Origin of the sequence: Neorhizobium lilium, assembly GCF_004053875.1 — a bacterium.
Lineage (GTDB): Bacteria > Pseudomonadota > Alphaproteobacteria > Rhizobiales > Rhizobiaceae > Neorhizobium > Neorhizobium lilii.
In genome coordinates, this window is the sequence record NZ_SBIP01000002.1 from 856,128 (window position 1) to 878,651 (window position 22,524).

Sequence of the window (22,524 nt, forward strand, 5' to 3'; positions counted from 1 at the left end):
TTTTCAGCCGGCTGCAGAGATGAGCACGGCAAAGACGATCAGGGCCGACGCAAGGATTAGAAATCCGATCAGCGGTATTCCGGTGCTCATAAGAACCTCGTCATTGAAGATGGCACCAGAGGCAGCGCGCCTTTACGCCCTCTGATATCAAACTGTGAAATAATCGCCCATCAGGCCGTAGCTTATGACCCTCAGGTGTTTTCGACAGCTAAGCCTTCTGCCTGCAACCGCCACATGCGATCGAACAGGCTGCCTTGCCGGCGCAAATCGAGCGGGCTTCCGTCTTCGACAATCTGCCCCTGATCGACCACCAGAACACGGTCGAAGGCGGAGAGTGTCGAGAGCCGGTGAGCGACCGCGATGACTGTCCGGTCCTCCATCATGCGAACGAGAGAGCGCTGGATTTCCATCTCGGATTCTGTATCCAGCGCCGACGTGGCCTCGTCGAGCACGATGATCGGTGCATCCTTCAGGAAGGCCCGCGCGATGCCGATACGCTGCCTCTGACCGCCGGAGAGCTTCGTTCCGCGTTCGCCAACCACGGTGTTGTAACCCTCAGACAGTTTGTGGATGAAGCGATCGCAATGGGCCGCCTTGGCTGCCCGGAATATCTCTTCATCCGTCGCATCCGGGCGTGCAAAGCGGATATTGTCCATCACCGTGCGATGAAGCAGGCTGATATCCTGCGGCACCACTGCCATGGAGCGGCGCAGACTGTCCTGGGTTACTTCCGCAATGTTCTGGCCATCGATGGAAATGCTGCCGCCATTGACGTCGTAGAGACGCTGCAGCAGGTGGATCAATGTGGATTTGCCGGCGCCGGAAGGCCCGACGATACCGACCTTCTGCCCGGCCGGAATCTCGATATTGATCTCATGCAGCGCCTCGCCGGCACTGCCATAGGAGAAACTGACTTTGCGAAATTCCACCATCCCGCCGCGCTTTACAAGCGCCGGTGCGCCTATAACGTCTCGCACCGTCTGAGGCTGGCCGACGACCCGCAGCGTGTCGTCGATGACCCCGAAATGCTGTACCAGATCCACCAGCGACAGAGCCATATCGCGCGATCCGTGCAGGATCCGAAACGTCAGAGCACTGACGACAACGACGTCGCCGGGCGAAATGCCGCCGCGGCTCCAGAGCGTGACGGCCCAGGTCAGCATGCCGCCGGCAAGCAGCCACAGCGCGATATCGTGCATGAACCGGGCGCGCTCGGTGTACATCCAGCTCGCCTGCTGTGCCCGAGCCTCGGAAGCGAAAATGCCCGAAAGCCGGCCACGTTCGCGGGGATGGGCGGAAAAAGCCTTGACCGACCACATGTTCGAGATGATGTCGACCAGATCGCCGGCGGCCTGGTTGGACTGCGCCGCAAAGGTTCGGTGAAGGTGCCGGCCCCGTTCGCCGAACAGGATCAGGCCGCACATCAGCACCACGACTGCGGCCGCGAGCGCCAGCATCATGCTGGTATCGACCAGGGAAAACACGATCAAGGCGCCGACGAAATCCACGCAGGGCGGCAGGATGCGCCACACCATCGTATTCATGAAGGCGCCGAACGCCCCAGCCGTGGAGGTTATGCGCTGCCCGAGCGAGCCTGCGAGGTTTTCGGAAAAATAGCGGATCGGATGACCGTTCAGGTAGTCGAACAGGTCGAGCCGCATATCGACGCCGACGCCGATCGTAGCACGGCAGCCGAGCCATCCGCTGGCTCGCCACAGCAGGCTTTCGACTGCAATCAGGGCAATGAAGATGCCGAGCGCGAAGAAGGCGGTATTGCTGTTGTTCTGCGACGCCATGGCATCGACCAGCATTTTCATGACGTACTGAACAGCGACGGCACAGCCGGCGGCACCCGTCGCCATCAGCGCAAGCGTCAGAAACTGCTTCGGCCTCGTCTTGATATAGTACCAGATGAAGGCCTTCGGCCCGCTCAGGAATTCCGGCTGCGCGGCACGAAGCGCCCGCTTGTCGCTGCCGTCGTTCACACGCTTAAGCATAGGCCACCATTTTCTGGGCCGCGGGTGCGAGATGATCGTGACGCCGAATTTCGGCGAGAAGCCGCTCGTGAACCTTGCGAACTCCACCGGGTCCGGGTGCGCCGAAAAGACCGACCTCACACATGCGATCGTTTTCCCAGCCGGGGTAGTCGAGGATCGGGTAAAGGCAGATGCCGAGCACCGGCACGCCCTCGGCCAGCGCATCTTCCACTTCCGCGCACACGTAATGCAGCCAGGGTGCCGCCGCCGATCCTTCGGCCCCGGTCTCGGTAATCAGGATCGGGCGACGATAGCGCTCATAGGTTTCCACCAGCATTCTGGAAAGCGGCCGATAATCATGGTGTCCCATCGGGATGGTCGATCCGCCGAGATACCATTGATTGGCCGGGTAGAAATTGAGCCCGATAATATCCAGGCAGCCGTCGTGACCGCCAAGCTGCGGCTCATTTCGTCCGATCAGGAAATCCACCGCTTCGTACTGCGATATCCGGTAGTTCTCGGCAGCCCATTCGGCTTCTGGCTCGGGGCCTCCCGGCGCCACATGGATAACGGGCTCCGCCGTGAGGAACTTCGCCCCAGGATCGACCTCGCGGATAGCCTTGGCGGAGGCGGCGCCGGCGCGAACCAGTTGGTGCTTCAACTCGGCGCCACGGCCCGTTACGCAAGGGTTGATCTGCGCCATGTCTCCGCCGGCCCAGGCCCAATAGGAGATTTCGTTGATCGGGCAGTAGATCCCGGAGCGTCCCGTGCGTTCCCTTACCAGACGAGCCGCTTCCCGGCTGAACCGGCAGAAGCTGTCGATAAAGTCCTGTGACCAGATGTCCACGTGGTCCGGATATCCGTAATGGCAGAGGTCCCAGATGACCCGTATCCCATTGGCGCGCGCCGCATCCAGCGCGGGAAGCACACTCGACCAGTCATACTGGCCGGGCGTCGACTCAATCAGGTGCCAGCGGAACCCGTCGCGGGCGGCCGATATCCCGCATTGACGCAATTGCTGGTAGTCCTGAGTGGCTAGAGCATCATGAAATGTGGTGCGCAGAAGATCCAGCCGGCGCCCATCGGCCCGCTTGTGGCTCGAGCATTCGAACCCGCCCAGAAAGAAACTTCCGAAGTCGTCACTCGATATCATCCCAGTGCTCCGCCAACCGCCAGTGCAGGTGTCTCGTCTTCGGCTTCATTCTGCGGTTGGGCGTCAGAAGGGACAGCGCCTCCCCGATGCACCACCGGCAAGATCAGTGGCCTGCGGACGGCAGCCGGCTTCGCCGCACGCGGTTCGTGCCGCAGGGGATCTGCCCGATCTTCAGCACCTGCGAGATCGACCTTTGTAAAGCTCGGTCGCGAGTGCGCTTGATCCATTTTTGCCTGCCAGAGCCCGCAGTCCCGATCGACCAGCAGATCCAGAAGCCCTTGATACAAGGCAGCGTGACCGAAGGTAGCGGCCTCGCTTTCTAACACAGGTGATGCGGCGGGAGTTCCCTCGCCGGCTCCGCCTTCGCGACAGTCCGCCTCCGCTGGCTCAACCTCGCAGCGCAGGATCAATGCCTGACGGTTGGCCCGCAGGACCTCCCTTTCGAAGCGATGACCTTCAGCCGAGACCCTGCCGCCGAGAACGAAGGAAACTTCAAGCCCGGCATGACCGCAGGCCATCGCGATCGAAGATGCGGTCGTGCTGCCAAGCCAGGCCTCGTCGCTCACGTCTACGATGACGGACCAGGCTCGCGCCTCCTCTGCCCGCCGCATCAGCATCAGCGCCGGTGCGGCATTAATCGAGGTTGCGGAAAGAAAGACCGGGCGCAGCCCGCGATGCCGGGCGGTTGCCAGCAAATGGCCCGAGAAATCGGTTGCTTCGGAAAGCACAAGCACAGAGCGTGCGCCTTCATCGTCAAGAGACAGGGTGGAATGGTTGTAGTGCCGCTGGCCGCGACGCCACCAGCCCGGCATGTCGAGCACGGGATGCTGGAAACTGCCCCTGCCGGCAAGCTCGCTTGCAGCACGCCCAAGGGCTGTCAGCCGCGGCGGGCTGGACCGAATATCGAAAGCCCCGGGCTCGTAGTCGAAGTCGCGGCGCAACAGCAGGCTTTTCCAATCCATGAGACCGAACAGCGCCCAGATCGTTACTGCCCGTATATCGACACCCTCGGCGCGGAGGTTTTTCGCCGCTTTCCACGTCTCGTCCAGCCAGCGCAACTGTTCGTCGCGGGTGGAACCATGATGGCATTCGGTAATCGCCATCGGCCGCCCGTAGCGCTCCCAGGTCTCCCTGAACCTTGCTTCCGGCCCAACATAGTCTTCCACTTCCTTCACCCTGAGCGCTTCCAGGTCCGCATAGCGATGCCGGCGATTGCCGCCGAAACGCATGCCGACCGGAAGCTTTGCGGGACGATGTTCCAGGAAGCGGTCGCTTGTCGCGTAATGGTTGATCCCGATAATATCGGGCGGGCACGGGTCGTCGCAGAACGCATCGAGTTCCGTCTCGGCAATCCCATTTTGGATGAGGATCGAGTGCCAGGGGTGATGGCGATCGACGCGTCCATGCAGAAGGTCGAAACTGAGCCAGCGGCGCTCGTTTTCGTAATCCGCCTGATAGGCAAGCAAGGGCGTGCTGAACACGCGACCGAGATCTTCCGTCTGGATGAGCCGAGCACCCGGTGTGACCGAACGGATCGCCTTCATGGCATCGCAGATCGCCCGGCACTGGTTAACCAGCATCCTTGCAAAGGCACGCATGGTTCGCTTGTGCGGATACCAATGGCCGTAAAGTCCTACGAAGCGGGCTGTCGTCAGTGGCTCGTTGATGGGCGTGAAATCGGTGACGTCGGGGTATCGCTCCGCAACCTGCTTTGCGTAGGATGCAAACAGCGTCGGGAAGCGCGGATCGAGAAGCCTCGTATAGGCAGGTCCGCTTCCATGGTGAAGCAGGCCCACCATCGGCGTGATGCCGAGCCGGCGCATCTGCGCCATACGACGATCGTGCCAGGTGAAGTCCGCTTCCTGTGGTGACTGAGGACTGACCTGCTCCCAGAGCACTGGATAACGAAGCGTCCTGATGCCGAGTGCCGCTACCGCATCGAGATCTGTATCCCGCGTCAGGTGTCCGGTCTCGACCACCTGATTGCGCCAGGTCTGCTTTATCCGGACGATCGAGCACTCAAGCCCGCCCCACAGCTCCAGGCCCTGAGTTGCGTTCCTCAAGAGGTCCCCGATGGGCGCAAAGCGGCGATCGAGTTTCGCACGTCCCCCAACCTGCCAGAGGCTTTGCCCCGGAGAGGGACGAGCAGGAACGCCTGGTCCCTCTCGTTGGCGGTCCGATAGGCCAGCAGGCTTGCGAACAGGCTGGCGCTGACAATCAGCAATTCACACATTGGCGCGCTCCTTGGCAGCGAAGGCAAATCCCGTGGCGAGCGAGTTGGAGGCTTCTCCCATGGCAGCGTTCATGCCGTCCCAGGTGCGGTCCCACGAATTCTTGGCAAGATGGGCATCCACTTCGGCAAGCCACAGCTCGCGTGGACGCGCAAGAAGGATCTCGATCTTTGCGACCATCTCTTCCGCAGTTGCTGCGATCTCCACGAGGCCCAACTGGCCATAGGGCCGGATGACGTCGCGGATTGGGGTGCAGACCACGGGCAGGCCTGCGGCCAGGAATTCCGGCGTCTTAGTGGGGCTGATGAAACGGGTCGCCTCATTGATTGCAAACGGCATGATGCCGATGTCCCAACGCGCCATTTCCTGCGGAAGCTCCTGATAGGATCTTGAACCGAGCCAGTGCAGATTGTCGCGCTGCGGCAGCAAGGCGGGATCGATCTTCACGACCGGGCCAACCATGTCGATCTGCCAGGCGGGCCGCAGATCGGCGATAGCGGCGACCAGATCAGGATCCATCCGCTCGTCTATAACGCCGAAAAAGCCGAGCCGAGGCGCGTCCGGCACATGGGTTTTTGAGATTTTCCGAGACAGGGCGCGGGTTTTTCCAAAATGGGATACATCAATGCTGCTGGGGAAGCACTGGACATTATGATGGCGTCCCCGCTTTGCCTCATAGAGGCTCTCGCCGCCGGTGAAGACGACGTCGGCGCGTTCGAACAGCTCACGCTCGAGGGCAAGCAAAGGCGCAGGAGCACCCCGGAACGCCGAAAGCTCGTCCATATTGTCGTAGACGAGGACGTCAGGCTCGATATGACGAGAGAACTCCAGCGCCATCGGCGTGTAATACCAGAAAGCAAGGGTAAGTGGTGGCAGCGCTGCCAGAAGATCGTCCAGCATATCCTTCTGCGCCTCCACGATCTCCCTGTGCGACAGACCGTGGGGAAGAATTGGCACACCGACCCGAACGCCTTCCGGCGTGTGATTGAGGTCGAGCCGAGGCTCCGAAATATCCTCGAAGAGTGGCTCCTCCAAGAAGAACACCAGATGATTTTTTGCCGCTCTCGAGAGAAGGTGCTGAGGCCTCTGATAGACGAAGTTCCAGCGAAGATGAGAGAGGCAGACCAGGATCTGAGTGGGAGTGGAGGAGCGAATCGAGGAAATATTCGGAACTGGGCGCATGGGCACTCCTTACGGTGTCGAGACTGTAGGTAGGCGGGACGAAGGCATTGAAAGCTGTGTGACGGACCTGCGAACAGGGTATGTCACGAGAAGTTCCCTGCCGTGGGATATTCATCCGAGCACGGTGGCGGCTTGCTGGAGCATTTAAGAATTAAATGAAGAACCGATCCAACCTGGAAAACTCCAGGCCTGTGGAAAATTCGGTTTCGGGCGTGGCGCGCGTAGGATTGTTTCTGAACAGGAGGGAAGGCTGCAGTGGAGCCTTTCCTCCACAAGATCTTCCGGTGCCTTCAGGTACAAAATCGACCACGTCCGGAGGGATACGGTGAGATCGCCCATCTGCGTCGTAAGCCTTCGATGGATTAAGATCCACCTTCGGATACGCACCTGGAATTTAACAATTTCTTCATACCGCTCCAAATCGCAACTGTCCACAGCTACTAATGCAATGTGGATGTCGAACCGGCGGATGTGCCAGCCCTTACCCGAAACTCCTCGATCATGGAGATGCCTTGCTCCAGCAGGAGTTCTGCCGCATGCAGTTCGTGATGAGAAAGGTCTTCCGCGCTCCCTCGGATGATGAGCGCCAGGCTTCGCGAATTGAGGGCAAACCGCTCGTCGCCACTGGCCCGCGCTTCCCGGGCGCTTTGGTCCAGCGTATCGGCCACGGCCGCCAGAAGCTCCTTGCGCTCACGCACGCTCATCTCGCCGATGGTTTTCGGTTGCAACATGTTGGGTTCTCGATCTTTGAGAAGCCTGCGCGGCTGCGCGCTACAGGCTTGATACAGGTTCTACGAACCCTTCTTATCGTGGCCAAGGGCCGAGCAATCCCTGCTCAACGATCTGTAGTATCTTGCGTCTCAAGTGGGCTCAGCGTGAGCCCCTGAAACTTCCTTCGTTCATCTCAGCCGGGTCGTAGTGGACCGGGATCTCGGACTTTGGTGCTTTGGCGCCCGGCGGCAGCTTGTGGGCAGTGGCGTCTTCCGAACCTGTAATCACCGTCGGCTTCGCGCTGGCGACGCCTGATGCCTCCGGGTCGGCCTGGGACTTCGCGAATTGGCCCTGCGCATCTTTTTGAATCGTGGATTTGGGATCGGTCATGTTTGCGCTCCATTAGCTATCGAACACCAACCCCCTGCACCCAGCATGGTTCCAGTCTATCTCGCGCTACGGTCCACCACTGTCTTGATGCTCTGAGCTGTTTGTTGAGGAGAACTCCCAGGCCGTGTCAAAACCGCGTTTGGGAACAACCGGGACGCTGCCCGGTTCGACAACCGCCCCGATTGACAGACCAAGAGGACAATCGTGATTATCGGTTACCACGCCTCCCATGAGCAGTTTTCCCCCAGCCAGTTGCTCGCCTATGCGAAGCAGGCGGACGAAGCCGGCTTCGAGGCGGTCATGACGTCCGATCACATCGCGCCATGGAGCGAACGGCAAGGCAATTCCGGCAATAACTGGGCCTGGCTCGGTGCTGCCATGGCGGGTACATCCGTCCCCTTCGGCAGCCTTTCCATTCCCGGTGGCTGGCGTCATCACCCGGTGGACCTCGCCCACATGATCGCCACCCTTGCGCAGATGTTCCCCGACCGGCTGCCCTGGATCGCGGTCGGCAGCGGCGAAGCGGCAAACGAGATCATGGTGGGCAATGGCTGGCCGGAGAAGCAGGAGCGCAACGAGCGGCTCCGGGCAGGAACGGAGATCATGCGGGCGCTCCTTCGCGGCGAGACGGTCACTGCCCAACATCCGGGCTTCGCGGCAGAACAGGCCAGGCTGTGGTCGCTTCCTGAAAAGCCTCCTGCCCTGTTTGGCGCCGCCCTGACGCCAGAGACCGCCGAATGGCTGGGGTCATGGGCTGATGGCTTCATCACCGTGCACAAGCCCAAGGCGGAACTGCAGCAAATCGTCTCAAGCTTCCAGCGGGGCGGCGGCACCGGCAAGCCCATGGCGCTTCAACTGCAGGTATGCTGGGCCGAGACAAAAGAGGAAGCCCGCATGATAGCCTGGGACCAATGGCGCCACGCGGCACTCCCGCCCAGGGATCTTGCAGACCTGAGGACACCGCAGGCCTTTGACGAAGCCGTGAAGGATGTGCCTCCCAAAGCCATGGATGACGTCGTTCCGCTGGTCAGCAGCGGCGAGGAGGTCGTTCACCTGATCGAGGACGGCGCCTCATGCGGCTTCGGGGAGATCTACATCCACGGCATCTCCCGTGACCAAGAGGGCTTCATCCGCGCCATGGGTCGCGATGTTCTACCGGCCTTTCGCTATACCAGTTCCGGTCTGTGACACTCTAACGTCCCGCAGACACCCGCTTCACCTTGCCCCTGTAGCCGCTGATCTCTTCGCCCGCATTCGGGGCAAAGCGGAGGTTCCAGATCGTCGCGGTGATCGAAATCAGCGCCACGACCACGAAGGCCGACGAAAAATCCTCAAGCGCCGGCTCGCCATTGCCGTTTACGGCCATCGAGGCGTGCAGAGCCAGAGCACCGATACAGATCCCGAGCGAGAGCATCAGTTGCTGGAAGGTCGTGTAGAAACTGGTGGCGGCGCTCATCCGCTCCTGGTCGATCTCGTCATAGGCAATGGTGTTGTAAGCGGTGAACTGGAAGGACATGAAAAATGCGCTGAGCACCAGCACGATAAAGATCAGCGGCATGGGCCAGTCCGGCCGGAAGGCAGCGCACAGCCCGTAGCCGATCGTGCCGAGAATGCCGTTGATCACGAGGCTGGTGCGGAAACCGGTGCGCCGGAACACCGCTCTTGCCAACGGCTTCATCGCAAGCGCCCCGAGTGCCGTCGAGATGACGATTTGCCCTGCCGCTGCCGCTGAAAGCCCAAATCCCACCTGGAACAGCAGCGGCAGCAGAAAGGGTTGTGCGCCCTGGGTAATACGCGTCAGCGAACCTGCAATCACAGACGTGCCGAAGCTCGGGATTTTCATCAGTGAAAAGTCCATGATCGGCGAAGGGTGTCTGCGCGCATGCTTAAGGTAAGCAATGCCGAAGAGCAGGCCGAGCGCAATCAGGAAGATTGCAAAAGCGCCTTGCCCCTGATGGCTCGACAGTTCGAAGCCGAACAGGAGGGAACCGAGCGAAATCCCGGACAGAATGAAACCGACGAGATCGAAGGGGCCGCTCGCCTTTCCCTTCACTTCCTCGATATAGATCGAGACGAAGATCATGCCGATGATTCCGATCGGCACGTTGATGTAAAAGATCCAGCGCCAGTCGAGATAGGTGACGATGAAGCCGCCCAGCGGCGGCCCGACAATCGGCCCGATCAGCGCCGGCACCAATAGCCATGACATTGCGCTGACCATGTCCTTGCGGGCGACGCTGCGCATCAGCACTAGGCGGCCGACCGGCATCATCATGGCGCCGCCAATGCCCTGAAGCAGCCGCGCCAGCACGAGAAGCAACAGCGTCGGCGCAATGGCACAGAGGATGGAGCCAATGACGAACACCAGGATTGCGGCACGAAACACGGTACGCGATCCGTAGCGGTCGGCCATCTTGCCGCTTGCCGGAATGAAGATCGCCAGGCTGAGCAGATAGGACGTGAGGGCGATGGACATGGCCGGCGCATCGACGCTGAAGTCCCGCGCCATGGTCGGCAGCGCTGTGGCAAGGACGGTCGCGTCTATGTTTTCCATCAACATGGCGCTGGCGACGATCAGGGCGATAACGCGGAAATTGGGAACGGCCCGCCCGGCTATGGGCGTATCACATGTTTGATCCGACATCGTCCGGAATCACTCGCAATGCGACGGCGGCCAGAGGAAGAGGCGCCGCGAATCTGACATGGCCTAAGCCATTGGGGGGATGAGAAACCTATACGCCGCAGATCATGGCAGCGCTATGGCATTGATCTATTTTGCGTTCGTTTTCTGCCGCTGCCAAACGTAGCAAGCCGGGTCAATCAGCGCCTTTTTGTCACCCACTGTACAAGCCGAGGCTTGGCAAAGCTCAAAATGCGCGACCCATGCTATACGGGCTCCCTTTGTGATTCGGAGAACGCCCATGACGATGGAAACGCGTCGGCGCATAGCAGACAAGGTTCTGGCCCGCATGCGCGAGAGAGGGTTCCCTATGGATCAGGATGCCGACTTCACGAACCTGATCGACCTTTGGGTGGCTGGAGAGATCGCGATGTCGGAATGTCATAGGCGCTATCTCGGCCTGGTTCAGCACCGCAACGAGACGCTTCGCAAGGCCGGTCGCCCGCCACTTCCGACGACGGCCGACGATCTGGCCTGGCCGGATCTTGGGGCGGATTTCTGATCCGGCGCGCCGTAGATCACAGGGCAGGCCTGAAAGCCGGCAGACCTGGCACACTCATCTCAGCCCGGAATACCTGACCGGCCAACGGATATTTTTCTCGCTCGGCCGGCTCCATGCCGTCATAGGCTGTCGTAATATAAAGCGTGCGCAGCTCCGGCCCGCCGAAGCAGCAACTCGTCACGTTCGGGACCGGCAGTTCGATCTTCTCGACCAATCCGCCACGCGGCGAATAGACGGCGACGCCCGAGCCGCCGTAAAGCGCCACCAGCACCCGCCCGCGCGAGTCGGAGCATAGCCCGTCCGGGCTGCCATCCTCGACCCGCACGAAAGCCCGCTTGTTGGAAATCGACCCGCTCGACGCGTTATAGTCGTACTGCCAGATGATGTTGCGGCTGGTATCGGCGTGGTACATGACCTGACCGTCCGGGCTCCAGGCCTTGCCGTTAGCGTTGACATACCCGCCTTCGACCTCGTGAAGCTCACGACCGTCCAGGCGGTAAAGCGCAGCGGTATCCGAACGGTCGGAGGCGGTGCAGATCGTTCCAACCCATAGCCGTCCGCTCGGGTCGCATTTGCCGTCGTTGAGCCTGTGTTCAGCCGGGAGATCGAGCCGCGCTATGGGGAGGAATTTCTCCGCCGCAGCCTCGTAAATCCCATCCTTGAGGCCTAGCAGCAGCCGGTCCGACCCAAATGGAAAGACGAAGCTCACCGGTCCCGGCGTCGCGACGGTCCGGTGCTGACCGGCAGCATTTTGGATGTGGACTACACCCTTCTTGATATCGACCCAATAGATCGTGCCCGTCCGCTCGTCGCAGAATATGCCTTCGCCGAGCTGGGAAGGTTCAAGCGACGGGTTCAATGGCTCGGCTGTGCTCATGTCAGTTCCTTTGGGTCTATCAATTTTAGGAGCGTAAAAAATGGCGTGCAGTGCGCTGCTGGAACAGGGATAAGGGTCGGCGAACTGCCATTGCTCAGCGGCGCGGTGTTTAGCTCAAACAGTGCCTTCAAGGAGGATGAGACTGCGCCTGGATGCCTGCAGGTATCCCGCCTTTATGTCTGATCCGTGCAGAAGCCTCAAGCGCTGAAGAAGTTCCTCGAAACCTTCCGCGAACAAGAGTGAAGCAACCGGCATCTCGCCGCGGTCATTGCGTCGCCTATGTTTGTATTCGACACTATCAGGATCAGGCAAGCCAGCTGAGGAGTACAGAATGAATATAGACCAATATATCGAGATCTATCACCGTACCGATGTGGACGGGTTGAACGACGCTGTCGGAACATTAGAGGGAGAGCATCACACAGAGGTGCTGAAGTCGCTGGAAGCGCGTGGGTTCGACATCATGTGGCGCAGTGAAGGCGGTAAGGGAACGGCAGGCGTCGTCGTCCGCGGCCCAGACGAGAAGCTCGGCTTTTCCCATTAGGACCAATCGACGGTCGCCTCCACGTCGCCATTGATGCTATTCCAAGGCGCTGATTCGATCTTAGGCGCCCATGGAAACCTCGCTTTACCTGCCCGTCAAAGCCTTCCTCGAAAAGGCCGGCTATACCGTCAAGGGCGAAATCGGCGGCTGCGACGTCGTCGGCCTGAGCGAAGGCGATCCGCCGCTTGTCGTGGTTTGCGAACTCAAGCTCACCTTCAACCTCGAACTCATCCTGCAGGCCGTCGATCGTGCCTCTGTTTCCGATGAGGTCTGGATCGCGGCGCGCATCTCGGCCAAAGGCAAGGGCCGCGAGGCCGACAAGCGCTACCGCGATCTCTGCCGACGGCTGGGGATCGGCATGCTCGGAATTTCGGACAAAGGGGAGGTTCAGGTGCTCGTCAGTTCGGCAGCACTTATACCGCGCAACAACCCCAAGCGGAGAACCCGCCTTGTCAACGAACACTCCAGGCGCCGCGGAGACCCAGCATTGGGGGGCTCCACAAAAGTGCCGATCATGACCGCATACAGGCAGCAGGCGCTGGCTTGCGCCGCCGCGCTCGCAAGCGGGCCGCTGCGGCCTCGCGATCTCAAACAGGCCTCCGCGACGGCGGGCCGGATAATGCTCGCCAATCACTATGGCTGGTTCGAAAGGATCGACAAGGGCCTCTATGGCCTGACTCCGGCTGGCCATGAAGCCATCAACCGTTGGAATGCCGGTTAAAATTCGCGTGAGCCGTCCCGCCATATCCGACTTCCCTGTGCGAAACCGGCACGAATTAACCCGTCGTTAACCCGTAACGGACATCGTCTATTCATATTCAAGGCCGTTGGAGTTTGTAATGCGTGTCAGTGGCGCCGTCGTTCTATTGGTCATTCCCATCATGGCAATCCTCCTGTTCGGCGCATCCCTCGCCTGGGACCGGCTGGAAGTGATCGATCCCGTCCTGACAGGGGCTATCCGGTAGCCAGCGTCTGACACACTCCAAGGAACACCTCGTCATCGCCTTCGTTAGGAGAGAAACCAAGCGAAGGAATTGACCCGATGACCTATATGCCGATGATCGCGCTTGCAGCTGTATTGATTTCCGGCATCGGCTTCACTGGCTGGTGGATCCTCAACCACTGGAAAGCCAGCAAAGCCCCAACCGGCCAAGTTCCGCCGGAAGTGCCCACCCGCCGATGGCTGCGCCGCGAGGCGAAGAACGCCCGCGATGCCAAACGCCGGGTGTAACAGCCATCTTGGTGACGTGCTGCTTCGATAGTTTAAGGAAAATGGTAGCGGGAAACCGTGTTAGTTCGTCCCCCGAAGGGCAGCTTTACGGCCAGGCTGTTAAAGCGTGTCGCGATCTTTCAGAGTAAGCTTTAACGCTTAAGCCTTTGTTTTTTCGCATGTCGTTGACGCAAAACCGATGCACACTTTTGCGCGACATGCTGTAGTGACTGAGTAAATCAACAGGCGACGTCCGCCTCGCGGATTGAGCTACAACAACTCAGACGGCCCCAGGATCGCGCCATTCGTCGGCCGGGGAGTTGCTCAAACAGATAGAGCCAGCTTTTTCGCCGGGGCCTGAGGTGGCGCCCATAGGGGGCAATTTGATGCTGAAAGTCTTATGACGAGTGCTTAGGTGCTGCCCGATGTCCGAGAAGTGCCCGCTTATCGTCCTACGCGACGTTCAGTGCCCTCTGGTAGGATAAAACAGAATCCATACCCCACTGAGAAAACGCTTGGCCAAAGGCATCACTCCATTGGGTAGTATCACCCTCCCATGTCGCATTTAACCCGACCGGCAAAGGGCGTGAGAAAATATCCCGGTGGAGTTTGCTTGAATCGATCGAAATTTTCACGAAAGGGTCGGCCCAAACGAAAAGCAGTTTCACACGGTTTTGAGGAAAAAGAGCTTTAAGCGAATGCAACAGTTCGTTTACATCTTCTTCCGTGCACTTTCCAAAGTCATCCATATATGGCCATGCCCGGCACTCTTGGGCCAATCCGCCGTAGCGAACAAAAAGGATATCCGATCCTTGTTTTTCGTTGATGGTGGAGACCATCTTCCTGTGCTTATAAATTAGCTTTGAGCGACAATTCTCCATCGCACCAGGAGTTAAGACGGGTACGTTGTCGCTGTCTCTTTCGAATTCATGTGGGTAGAGGACGCCATATGACCGGCATCGCATGGAGTTAGCAGCGATATCAAGATCAGCCTCAAGTCCGAAATGATCACCGTCCGAGGCCATGATTTCGTGGACCGCGTTCCAAGGCGTCACCAACCAATCGAAACTGCTTTTCAAAAGAGGCAACCCGCATGCACGAACCTGCATGGCGACCTGACACCAGCCTCCCAAACTAACGACATGATCGAACCGCAAAGCTCACTCTCCCTACAAAGAGTTGTATGCCTCTTTATAGACATGCCACTCCCCTCTCACAACTGCCGCGAAGTGATCGGACGTGATAACCTATTATCGCCTCATTAACGCGCGGCGGGCCATGCCATGCTAAGCTTCTGATGTTATTTTAGCTTTGAAAAATGGTAGCGGGAGAGGGACTCGAACCCCCGACACGCGGATTATGATTCCGCTGCTCTAACCACCTGAGCTACCCCGCCACAGGAACCCCAACACTCGATAACCGTGCGGGTCCGTTTGGATGTGCGGCTTATAAATGCCGTGTCACCGAAGTGTCAAGCAGATGATGGGAGAAAAACAGGCCGCCCTCAGCCTGCCCTCCCCGTTTGCCGATCAGGCCGCGACGGGCGTCGAAAGAAGCACCTTCAGTGAGGCTTCCGCTTCGGCGGCGCGCTCCGAGCGCAGGATGAAGCCGCCGCCATAGACCCGCTCATCGGACCCCTCGCCCGAATAAAGCACACAGGCCTGGCCCGGTGCCACGCCGGCTTCGCCCATGGACAAATCCACATAGATGCCGCTTTCGTCGCTGTGGAGCGTGGCAGGCGTTGGCGGGCGCGTAGAGCGCACTTTCGCAAAGCAGGTAAAGCCGCCGGCCGCATCCGCTTCGAGAGCAGCATCGCCCAGCCAGTTCATATCGCGCAGATAGACCCGGTGCGTGTCCAGCGCTTCCTTCGGCCCGACGATGACGCGGCGCGAGCGGGCATCGAGAAAGATGACATAGAGCGGCTCGCCGGTTGCCACGCCCAAACCCTTGCGCTGGCCGATCGTGTAGTGAACGATCCCCTCATGCCGGCCAAGCACGCGCCCGTCCAGGTGGATGATCTCGCCCGCAAGCGCTGCGTTGGGCTTCACCTTGCTGATGATGTCGGCATACTTGCCGGCAGGCACGAAGCATATGTCCTGGCTGTCGGCCTTCTTGGCGACGATCAGGCCCATGTCTTCGGCAAGCGCGCGCACCTCGGCCTTGGACATTCCGCCAAGCGGGAAGCGCAGGTAGTCGATCTGCTCCTGCGTGGTGGCAAACAGGAACCAGCTCTGGTCGCGGTCGGCATCGACCGGCCGGAAGAGCGCCCGGCGGCTTAGATTGTCTGCCGAGGGATTGGGGGCCGAACGGATATAGTGGCCGGTCGCCAGCGCATCGGCGCCCAGTTCCTTGGCGGTCGTCAGGAGATCGGCGAATTTGACGGTCTGGTTGCAGGCGACGCAGGGCACCGGCGTCTCGCCCATGGCGTAGGCTTCAGCAAACGGGTTGATCACCGTTTCGCGGAACCGCCGCTCGTAGTCGAGCACGTAATGCGGGATGCCAAGCGTCTCGCAGACGCGGCGCGCATCGTCGATATCCTGGCCGGCGCAGCAGGAACCGGCGCGGTGGACGGCAGCGCCATGGTCGTAGAGTTGCAGGGTGATGCCCAGCACGTCATAGCCCTGGCGTTTGAGCAGGCCTGCGACGACGGAGGAATCGACGCCGCCCGACATGGCAACGACAACGCGTGTCTCTTCCGGCCTCTTGTCAAAATCCAGGCTGTTCACGGAACTCTCTTTCGCTCGTCGCAATACCGGCGCTTGGCAGCCGGTTCATGAGCCGGGGCGGGATCGGCCGCCGACCGGGCATTTCATGACGATATAGAAAGGATTGGGCGAAGACGCAAGAAGCAGGACCGCTAAGCTCAGATCAGTGGTCGAATGCCGCGCGGAGCGTCAGCGATGCGCGCCTCTGTTCATGTCATGCACGACCCATTTGAAGAACCGGTAGATCACGAAGAAAAAGACGATGAGTGGCAATAGAGCTTGGACCGTGTCCATTTCGAATTCCGTGTAGCCTCCCGAATCCGGGATAGCGCGATTCACTGTTCACTACAATATTGCATTCGAATTAACTAAAAAGCTTATAACGGGATTCACCATGTGCAGGATCTACGCCTGCAACGAAGAATGACGAAGCATCTCTGTTGCCATGGCGCCGTTCGGATCGGCCGCGCCTTCGGTCCGCACCCGCGGCAGGCCATGCCGATATTCCCTCTGGATGAACTCGATCAGCTTTTCGCGGATCTCGCAGCGCAGATCGAACACCTTGGGCGCATTGTTGGCCGATGCGAGAATGCGCACCTCCATCGTCGTCTCCCGGAAGTCCGTCACCTGCACCGCCACCACCCGCTTGTCCCATAAGGTCGAACCGGCAACGATCTCCTCGACCTTGCGGCGGATCGCTTCCACGGGAACGGAATAATCGAGATAGATCATCACCGTGCCGATCAGCGCCGCTCCCTCGCGAGTCCAGTTCTGGAAAGGTTGCTCGATGAAATAGCTGAGCGGAAGGATCATGCGCCGCCAGTCCCAAAGCTTCACCACGACATAGGTCGAGGTGATCTCTTCGACATTGCCCCACTCCCCTTCCACGATCAGCGCATCGTCGATACGGATCGGCTGGGTGATAGCGAGCTGAATGCCGGCAAACACGTTCTTCAGCACTGGCTGCAAGGCAAGGCCAAGCACGATGCCGGCAACGCCCGCGGACGCCAGCAGGCTGACACCATATTGCTGGACTGCGGGGAAGGTCAGCAGCATCATGGCGATCGTCACGCCGATGATCAGCACCTGCGCGATGCGCTCCAAGATCCGCGATTGGGTGACATGGGTGCGGGCGAGAAGATTGTCTTCCGCATCGAGCTTGAAGCGCCGCAGATAGACCGTCATCCAGATGTGCAGCGCGGTGCGAGCGGTCCAGCCTACCACCAGGACGAAGCCCAGGAACAGGACGTGCCGGATGATGCTGGCCTGGTCGGACGTCAACGGCGCCACGGTGGCACCGAGCGACAGCGTCCAAGTAAGGATAGCCAGGCGAAGCGGACGACGGCCCCTTGACACCAGCGACCGCCAGAACAGATCCCGCTTCTCCACCACCCGGCTGAAGAAGCGGAAGGCTATGCGGTGGATCATCAAGCCAATGAAAAACGCCGCGGCCAATACGCCAAAGCTCACTAGCCAGGCCGGAAGCCAGGCCGTTTCGTTGCGAAACTCATCGATCAAATGTCTCATGCTCCCTCAGTTAGGGTGCAGTGCAGCATGTTAAACCCGGCCGCAAAAAATTCATGATCTGGGCGTCTTCATGGCAACCCAACAAGGACGATGCGATGACGGCGGATGAATTCAGGCTGGTGCGCTTCCTGGACGCTCAGGCGCCGGTCTACGAGGAGGTGCTGCGCGAGCTGCGGAATGGCCGAAAGCGAACCCATTGGATGTGGTACATCTTCCCACAAGTGGCCGGGCTCGGCTTTTCCATCATGGCGGAGCGTTTCGCAATCGGCTCGCGCAAGGAAGCTGAAGCCTATCTCACCCACCCGATACTGGGCATTCGCCTGACGGAATCCACTGAGGCTATGCTCGGCCACGAAGGCTTGTCGGCGCATGCCATCCTTGGCTCGCCGGACGACCTGAAGTTCAAGAGTTCCATGACTTTATTCGAGGCTGTCAGCAAAAAGGGCTCGCCTTTCGAGCGAGCCCTTGAGCAATATTATGGCGGAGAGCGCGACGAGCGCACTCTTGCGCTTCTACGTTAACCTGTCACGCGGCCGACTGGATGGCCGAGACCTTCCAGTCGTTAACCTGTCACGCGGCCGACTGGATGGCCGAGACCTTCCAGTCATTGGCGGGCTTGCGAACGAAGGTCCATACTTCCACCGTTTCGCTCGGCTGGTTCGGGTCGCCATTGGCCACCTTGCCGCTGTCCCGCTCCTTCATGTAATCCACGCTCGAGTAGCGCATGGCGACGGTCGCATAGTCCTGACCGTTTTCGCGCCAGGCTTCCGAGAGGTCGCCCTGAAGCAGCTTGACGTCCTTGACCTCGTTCTTCACGCCATTTGTGGCGTTTTCGCCGAGTTCTTCGGCAAGATAGGACATGGCCTCCGGCGTCGTCAGCATGCGAAGCTTCGAATAGTCTTCCGCCGCATAGGCCGACTGCACATCTTGCAACATTTTCTCAAACTGGTCGAAGTCACGGCTGGTGATGCCGATTTCGTCGGTCTGAGGTCCTGCCTGACGCGGGGCAGCGGCCTGAGGGTTGGCGCTCCCGCCGCCCAGACCGAAGCCGCCGATCTTGGGGATCTGGAAGCCACCCTGGTTCTGGTGCGGCGCGTTATAGGCATTGCGCTGCTGGTCGGCATTGTCGGCGCCGTAGCGCCCTGTCGGACCTGCCGCCTGCTGCTGGCGCCGGCCGAAGAAGCGGAAGGCAAGCATAGCAAGGCCTGCGATCAACGCGATCTGGAAGATCATGCCCAGCATGCCGGCCATACCGCCAAACCCGCCGCCCATCATCATGCCGAACAGGCCGCCCAGGAACAGACCGCCGAGAAGACCGCCGGCGAGACCACCGAACAGGCCGCGTCGCGGCTGCTGTGCTGCCTGCTGACCGAAGCCCGGCTGCGGCGTCGTGGCGTTCTGGGGCGTGTTAGGCGTCATCGAGCGCTGAATGCCTGTCGCGGCGCCGGGTGCGGTGTTCGTCGCAGCGGGCGGCGAATAGGTGCGCGTGCCGCGGCTGCCGAAGCTGCTGGACCCGCCTGCGCGGCGTGCCTCTGCCATATCCACGGCGGTCAGGGAAACAGCCATGCCGATCGTCAGGACCGCAAACAGTTTCTGAAAACGCCGAAGCTTGGATAACATGATCTTCTCCTCTTGGCCGCGCTTTCGCGGTCCCATCGTATATAGAAAGGGAAGCTCCCGAATTTTAGGGGTACGTCACCATTTCCCGCAAAAGTAGATATCGAACCAGAAAAGCAGGAGCAAGTTCCGCCGTTGCAACCTACGGAAAAGTGACCAGCCATTGAACGGAAGGCCAAAAAGCAAAAAGGCCCGGCGCAAATCGCACCGAGCCTTCCGCATTCCTTGGGAGGAAATTTTTTATGCCCGCCTGATCAAGGCCGGGCTCGCCAGCCTTAATCGACGTTGAAGGCCAACGGCTTTGCCTGCCGAATCGCCGGATTGGCGGTCAGCCTGTCGAGCACCTCCTGCGAGACCGGCCCGTCGACATACAGCAAGGCGATCGCGTCGCCCCCCTGGCTGTCGCGGCCAAGATGGAAGTTGGCGATGTTGACGCCGGCATTGCCGAACGTCGTACCGATAAAGCCGATCATGCCGGGAACGTCCGTATTGGTGATGTAGACCATGTGCGCGCCGACATCGGCATCGAGGTTGATGTCCTTGATCTGGATGAAGCGCGGCTTGCCATCGGAGAAGACCGTGCCTGCAACCGAGCGCGTCATGGTGTTGGTCTTGACCGTAAGCTTGATATAGCCGTCGAACACACCCGACTTGTCGCGCTTGACCTCGGACAGGATGACGCCCTTTTCCTTGATCATGATCGGCGCCGAAACCATGTTCACATCCGAGACCTGCGGACGGATCAGACCTGCCAGAAGCGCGCTCGTAAGTGCCTTTGTGTTCATGGAAGCCGTCGCGCCGTCATAAAGGATCTCGATCTCCTTGATCGCATCTTCAGTCACCTGGCCGACGAAAGCACCCAGCACGTCGGCAAGCCGGATGAAGGGCTTCAGGAGCGGCGCTTCTTCCGCCGTGATCGACGGCATGTTGATCGCGTTCGAGACTGCCCCCTTTATCAGGTAGTCCGACATCTGCTCGGCCACCTGCAGGGCGACATTTTCCTGCGCTTCCCTGGTGGAAGCGCCCAGATGCGGCGTGCAGACGACATTGTCGAGGCCAAACAGCGGGCTTTCCGTCGCGGGCTCCACTTCGAACACGTCGAAGCCGGCACCGGCGACATGGCCGGCCTTGATGGCGTCGGCAAGGGCTGCCTCATCGACCAGACCGCCACGCGCGCAGTTGATGATGCGGACACCCTTCTTGGTCTTGGCCAGCGCTTCCCGGTTCAGGATGCCGCGCGTCTTGTCGGTCATCGGTACATGCAGCGTGATGAAGTCGGCACGCGCCAGCAGTTCCTCCAGTTCCACCTTTTCGACGCCCATTTCCTGCGCCCGCTCCACGGAAAGGAAGGGGTCGTAGGCGATGACGTGCATACCAAGCCCGATTGCCTTACGGCAGACGATGGAGCCGATATTGCCGGCGCCAATGACGCCGAGCGTCTTGCCGGTGATCTCGACGCCCATGAACTTCGACTTTTCCCATTTGCCGGCCTGGGTCGAGGCATCGGCCTGCGGCAGCTGACGGGAGACGGCGAACATCAGGGCGATGGCGTGCTCGGCCGTTGTGATCGAGTTACCGAAGGGCGTGTTCATGACGATGATGCCGCGACGCGAGGCGGCCGGGATATCGACATTGTCCACGCCGATGCCGGCGCGGCCGATGACCTTGAGATTGGTCGCAGCGGCAATCAGCTTTTCCGTCGCCTTTGTGGCGGAGCGGATGGCGAGGCCATCGTAATTGCAGATGATTTCGGCGAGTTTATCTTTGTCCTTGCCGAGCTTGGGCTGGAAATCCACCTCGACCCCACGGTCGCGGAAGATCTGGACGGCGGTTTCCGAAAGTTCGTCGGATACGAGAACGCGAGGTGCCATGGATTGGGCTCCTAAAATGAGGATCGATGCTGAATGGGGAATGGCGGCTCCGCATCGAAGCGGAGCCGATATGGTGCTGGCTAGGCGGCAGCCTTGGTAAGCGCGGCCTTCTGCGTCTTGAACGCATAATCCAGCCAGGGCATCAGGGCCTTCATGTCGGCTTCATCGATCGTGGCGCCAGCCCAGATGCGAAGCCCGGACGGAGCATCGCGATAGGCGCCCGTATCGAAGGCGACGCCTTCGTTTTCCAGGATAGCCACCACGCCCTTGGCAAAGGCCGCCTGCGCGTCGTCGTCCAGCGCCGTAACGTCGGGATCGACGATCTTGAGGCAGACGGAGGTATTCGACCGCGTCGCCGCTTCGACGGCAAGGTTCTCGATCCAGCCATTGGCCGCCACGAAATCGAAGATCACCTTGGCATTGGCGTCGGCACGGGCCGTGAGGGCCTTCAGACCGCCGAGCGACTTCGCCCAGTTCAGTGCGTCGATATAGTCTTCGACGCAGAGCATGGACGGCGTATTGATCGTCTCGCCGGTAAAGATGCCTTCGATCAGCTTGCCACCGGAGGTGAGGCGGAAGATCTTCGGCAGCGGCCAGGCCGGCGTGTAGCTCTGCAGGCGCTCGACCGCACGCGGGCTGAGGATAAGCATGCCATGGCCGCCCTCCCCGCCCAGCACCTTCTGCCAGGAGAAGGTGACGACATCGAGCTTGGAAAAGTCCATGTCCTGCGCGAACGCCGCCGACGTGGCGTCGCATATGGTCAGGCCCTTGCGGTCGGCCGGGATGAAATCGGCATTGGGAACCCGAACGCCGGAGGTCGTTCCGTTCCAGGTAAAGACCACGTCACGGTCGAAATCGACGGTGGAAAGGTCCGGAAGAAGGCCGTAGCCCGCTTCGATCTTGCGCACGTCCTTGAGCTTGAGCTGCTTGACGACGTCGGTAACCCAGCCGGCGCCAAAGCTCTCCCAGGACAGCATGTCCACGCCGCGCTCGCCGAGCAGCGACCATAGCGCCATTTCGACGGCACCCGTGTCTGAAGCGGGCACGATTCCGATGCGGTAATCCGCGGGCACCTGGAGAATATCACGGGTAAGGTCGATGGCCTGCTTCAGCTTCGTCTTGCCGACCTTGGCGCGGTGCGAACGACCGAGCGGAGCGTCGGAGAGAGCATCAAGCGACCAACCGGGGCGCTTCGAGCAAGGGCCAGAAGAAAAATGGGTGTTTTCCGGACGCACGTCCGGCTTTGCGGTGCCATTAGCCATATGTATACCCTTCCAGGTAATTGGCTCCTCGTTGGGGAGGAGTGTCCCGCCGTCGTGGGTAATGGCGTCCACGATTCCAGTCAAGT

General features: G+C 60.2%; 21 protein-coding genes and 1 tRNA gene. 7 read left to right on the forward strand and 15 right to left on the reverse strand.

The features are described 5' to 3' along the window. Positions 1-191 precede the first annotated feature (191 nt). The 6 genes from EPK99_RS10335 to EPK99_RS10360 form a co-directional block, all read right to left on the reverse strand. A complete protein-coding gene (locus tag EPK99_RS10335; RefSeq protein WP_205909082.1) occupies positions 192-1,997 on the reverse strand; it encodes an ABC transporter ATP-binding protein in 1,806 nt (601 codons plus the stop codon). Continuing rightward, positions 1,990-3,129: a glycoside hydrolase family 1 protein gene (locus EPK99_RS10340; RefSeq protein WP_128442939.1), complete on the reverse strand. Its 1,140-nt coding sequence runs from the start codon at positions 3,127-3,129 to the stop codon at positions 1,990-1,992. The genes EPK99_RS10335 and EPK99_RS10340 overlap by 8 nt, the downstream gene beginning before the upstream one ends. After that, entirely contained in the window at positions 3,126-5,192 is a 2,067-nt protein-coding gene (locus EPK99_RS10345) for a family 1 glycosylhydrolase (RefSeq protein WP_164901748.1), read from the reverse strand. Before EPK99_RS10345 ends, EPK99_RS10340 begins: the two co-directional genes overlap by 4 nt. Positions 5,193-5,354: 162 nt before the next feature. After that, positions 5,355-6,542 carry a glycosyltransferase gene (locus tag EPK99_RS10350; protein WP_128442941.1) on the reverse strand — a complete coding sequence of 396 codons (1,188 nt, stop codon included), beginning with the start codon at positions 6,540-6,542 and terminating at the stop codon, positions 5,355-5,357. A gap of 440 nt (positions 6,543-6,982) precedes the next feature. Further along, positions 6,983-7,273: a hypothetical protein gene (locus EPK99_RS10355; RefSeq protein WP_128442942.1), complete on the reverse strand. Its 291-nt coding sequence runs from the start codon at positions 7,271-7,273 to the stop codon at positions 6,983-6,985. A 139-nt stretch (positions 7,274-7,412) separates the two neighbouring features. Then, entirely contained in the window at positions 7,413-7,643 is a 231-nt protein-coding gene (locus EPK99_RS10360; RefSeq protein WP_128442943.1) for a hypothetical protein, read from the reverse strand. A 204-nt stretch (positions 7,644-7,847) separates the two neighbouring features. On the opposite strand from EPK99_RS10360, the gene EPK99_RS10365 reads away from it, so the two are divergent. Continuing rightward, the gene (locus EPK99_RS10365; protein ID WP_128442944.1) at positions 7,848-8,831 is read left to right on the forward strand and encodes a TIGR03885 family FMN-dependent LLM class oxidoreductase; all 984 of its coding nucleotides are present in this window, start codon (positions 7,848-7,850) and stop codon (positions 8,829-8,831) included. Positions 8,832-8,835: 4 nt separating this feature from the next. Here the strand turns inward: EPK99_RS10365 and EPK99_RS10370 are convergent, their stop codons facing one another. After that, a complete protein-coding gene (locus tag EPK99_RS10370; RefSeq protein ID WP_128442945.1) occupies positions 8,836-10,287 on the reverse strand; it encodes a DHA2 family efflux MFS transporter permease subunit in 1,452 nt (483 codons plus the stop codon). Between the two features lie 277 nt (positions 10,288-10,564). Here EPK99_RS10370 and EPK99_RS10375 point away from each other — a divergent pair, with 277 nt between their 5' ends. Next, positions 10,565-10,825 carry a hypothetical protein gene (locus EPK99_RS10375; protein WP_128442946.1) on the forward strand — a complete coding sequence of 87 codons (261 nt, stop codon included), beginning with the start codon at positions 10,565-10,567 and terminating at the stop codon, positions 10,823-10,825. A 16-nt stretch (positions 10,826-10,841) separates the two neighbouring features. On the opposite strand, the gene EPK99_RS10380 is transcribed toward EPK99_RS10375, so the two are convergent. Continuing rightward, on the reverse strand, positions 10,842-11,702 hold the full coding sequence (locus EPK99_RS10380; RefSeq protein ID WP_128442947.1) for an SMP-30/gluconolactonase/LRE family protein: 861 nt from the start codon (positions 11,700-11,702) through the stop codon (positions 10,842-10,844). 331 nt (positions 11,703-12,033) lie between these two features. Here EPK99_RS10380 and EPK99_RS10385 point away from each other — a divergent pair, with 331 nt between their 5' ends. From EPK99_RS10385 to EPK99_RS10395, 4 genes are all read left to right on the forward strand, one after another. After that, entirely contained in the window at positions 12,034-12,246 is a 213-nt protein-coding gene (locus EPK99_RS10385; RefSeq protein ID WP_128442948.1) for a hypothetical protein, read from the forward strand. Positions 12,247-12,316: 70 nt separating this feature from the next. Further along, a complete protein-coding gene (locus EPK99_RS10390) occupies positions 12,317-12,967 on the forward strand; it encodes a DUF2161 domain-containing phosphodiesterase (RefSeq protein WP_128442949.1) in 651 nt (216 codons plus the stop codon). 118 nt (positions 12,968-13,085) lie between these two features. Continuing rightward, the gene (locus tag EPK99_RS25905; protein ID WP_281033455.1) at positions 13,086-13,211 is read left to right on the forward strand and encodes a hypothetical protein; all 126 of its coding nucleotides are present in this window, start codon (positions 13,086-13,088) and stop codon (positions 13,209-13,211) included. Between the two features lie 77 nt (positions 13,212-13,288). Then, positions 13,289-13,477 (forward strand): hypothetical protein, encoded by a 189-nt coding sequence (locus EPK99_RS10395; protein WP_128442950.1) that lies wholly within the window; start codon positions 13,289-13,291, stop codon positions 13,475-13,477. 431 nt (positions 13,478-13,908) lie between these two features. Here EPK99_RS10395 and EPK99_RS10400 read toward each other — a convergent pair whose 3' ends face one another. The 4 genes from EPK99_RS10400 to EPK99_RS10415 all read right to left on the reverse strand — a co-directional run bounded on the left by EPK99_RS10400 (position 13,909) and on the right by EPK99_RS10415 (position 17,688). Next, complete coding sequence (locus EPK99_RS10400; protein WP_342633737.1) at positions 13,909-14,613, reverse strand: DUF1796 family putative cysteine peptidase; 705 nt, start codon at positions 14,611-14,613, stop codon at positions 13,909-13,911. A gap of 162 nt (positions 14,614-14,775) precedes the next feature. Continuing rightward, a tRNA-Met gene (locus tag EPK99_RS10405) sits at positions 14,776-14,852 on the reverse strand. 133 nt (positions 14,853-14,985) lie between these two features. Continuing rightward, the gene (mnmA, locus tag EPK99_RS10410) at positions 14,986-16,182 is read right to left on the reverse strand and encodes a tRNA 2-thiouridine(34) synthase MnmA (protein WP_128442952.1); all 1,197 of its coding nucleotides are present in this window, start codon (positions 16,180-16,182) and stop codon (positions 14,986-14,988) included. A gap of 384 nt (positions 16,183-16,566) precedes the next feature. Next, positions 16,567-17,688: a mechanosensitive ion channel family protein gene (locus EPK99_RS10415; protein ID WP_128442953.1), complete on the reverse strand. Its 1,122-nt coding sequence runs from the start codon at positions 17,686-17,688 to the stop codon at positions 16,567-16,569. A gap of 95 nt (positions 17,689-17,783) precedes the next feature. On the opposite strand from EPK99_RS10415, the gene EPK99_RS10420 reads away from it, so the two are divergent. Beyond that, a complete protein-coding gene (locus tag EPK99_RS10420; RefSeq protein WP_128442954.1) occupies positions 17,784-18,209 on the forward strand; it encodes a DUF1810 domain-containing protein in 426 nt (141 codons plus the stop codon). Between the two features lie 49 nt (positions 18,210-18,258). Here the strand turns inward: EPK99_RS10420 and EPK99_RS10425 are convergent, their stop codons facing one another. The 3 genes from EPK99_RS10425 to EPK99_RS10435 form a co-directional block, all read right to left on the reverse strand. Next, on the reverse strand, positions 18,259-19,308 hold the full coding sequence (locus EPK99_RS10425) for a Tim44 domain-containing protein (RefSeq protein WP_128442955.1): 1,050 nt from the start codon (positions 19,306-19,308) through the stop codon (positions 18,259-18,261). A 272-nt stretch (positions 19,309-19,580) separates the two neighbouring features. Beyond that, a complete protein-coding gene (gene serA / locus EPK99_RS10430) occupies positions 19,581-21,176 on the reverse strand; it encodes a phosphoglycerate dehydrogenase (RefSeq protein WP_128442956.1) in 1,596 nt (531 codons plus the stop codon). 80 nt (positions 21,177-21,256) lie between these two features. Next, a complete protein-coding gene (locus EPK99_RS10435) occupies positions 21,257-22,438 on the reverse strand; it encodes a phosphoserine transaminase (protein WP_128442957.1) in 1,182 nt (393 codons plus the stop codon). Positions 22,439-22,524: the final 86 nt, after the last annotated feature.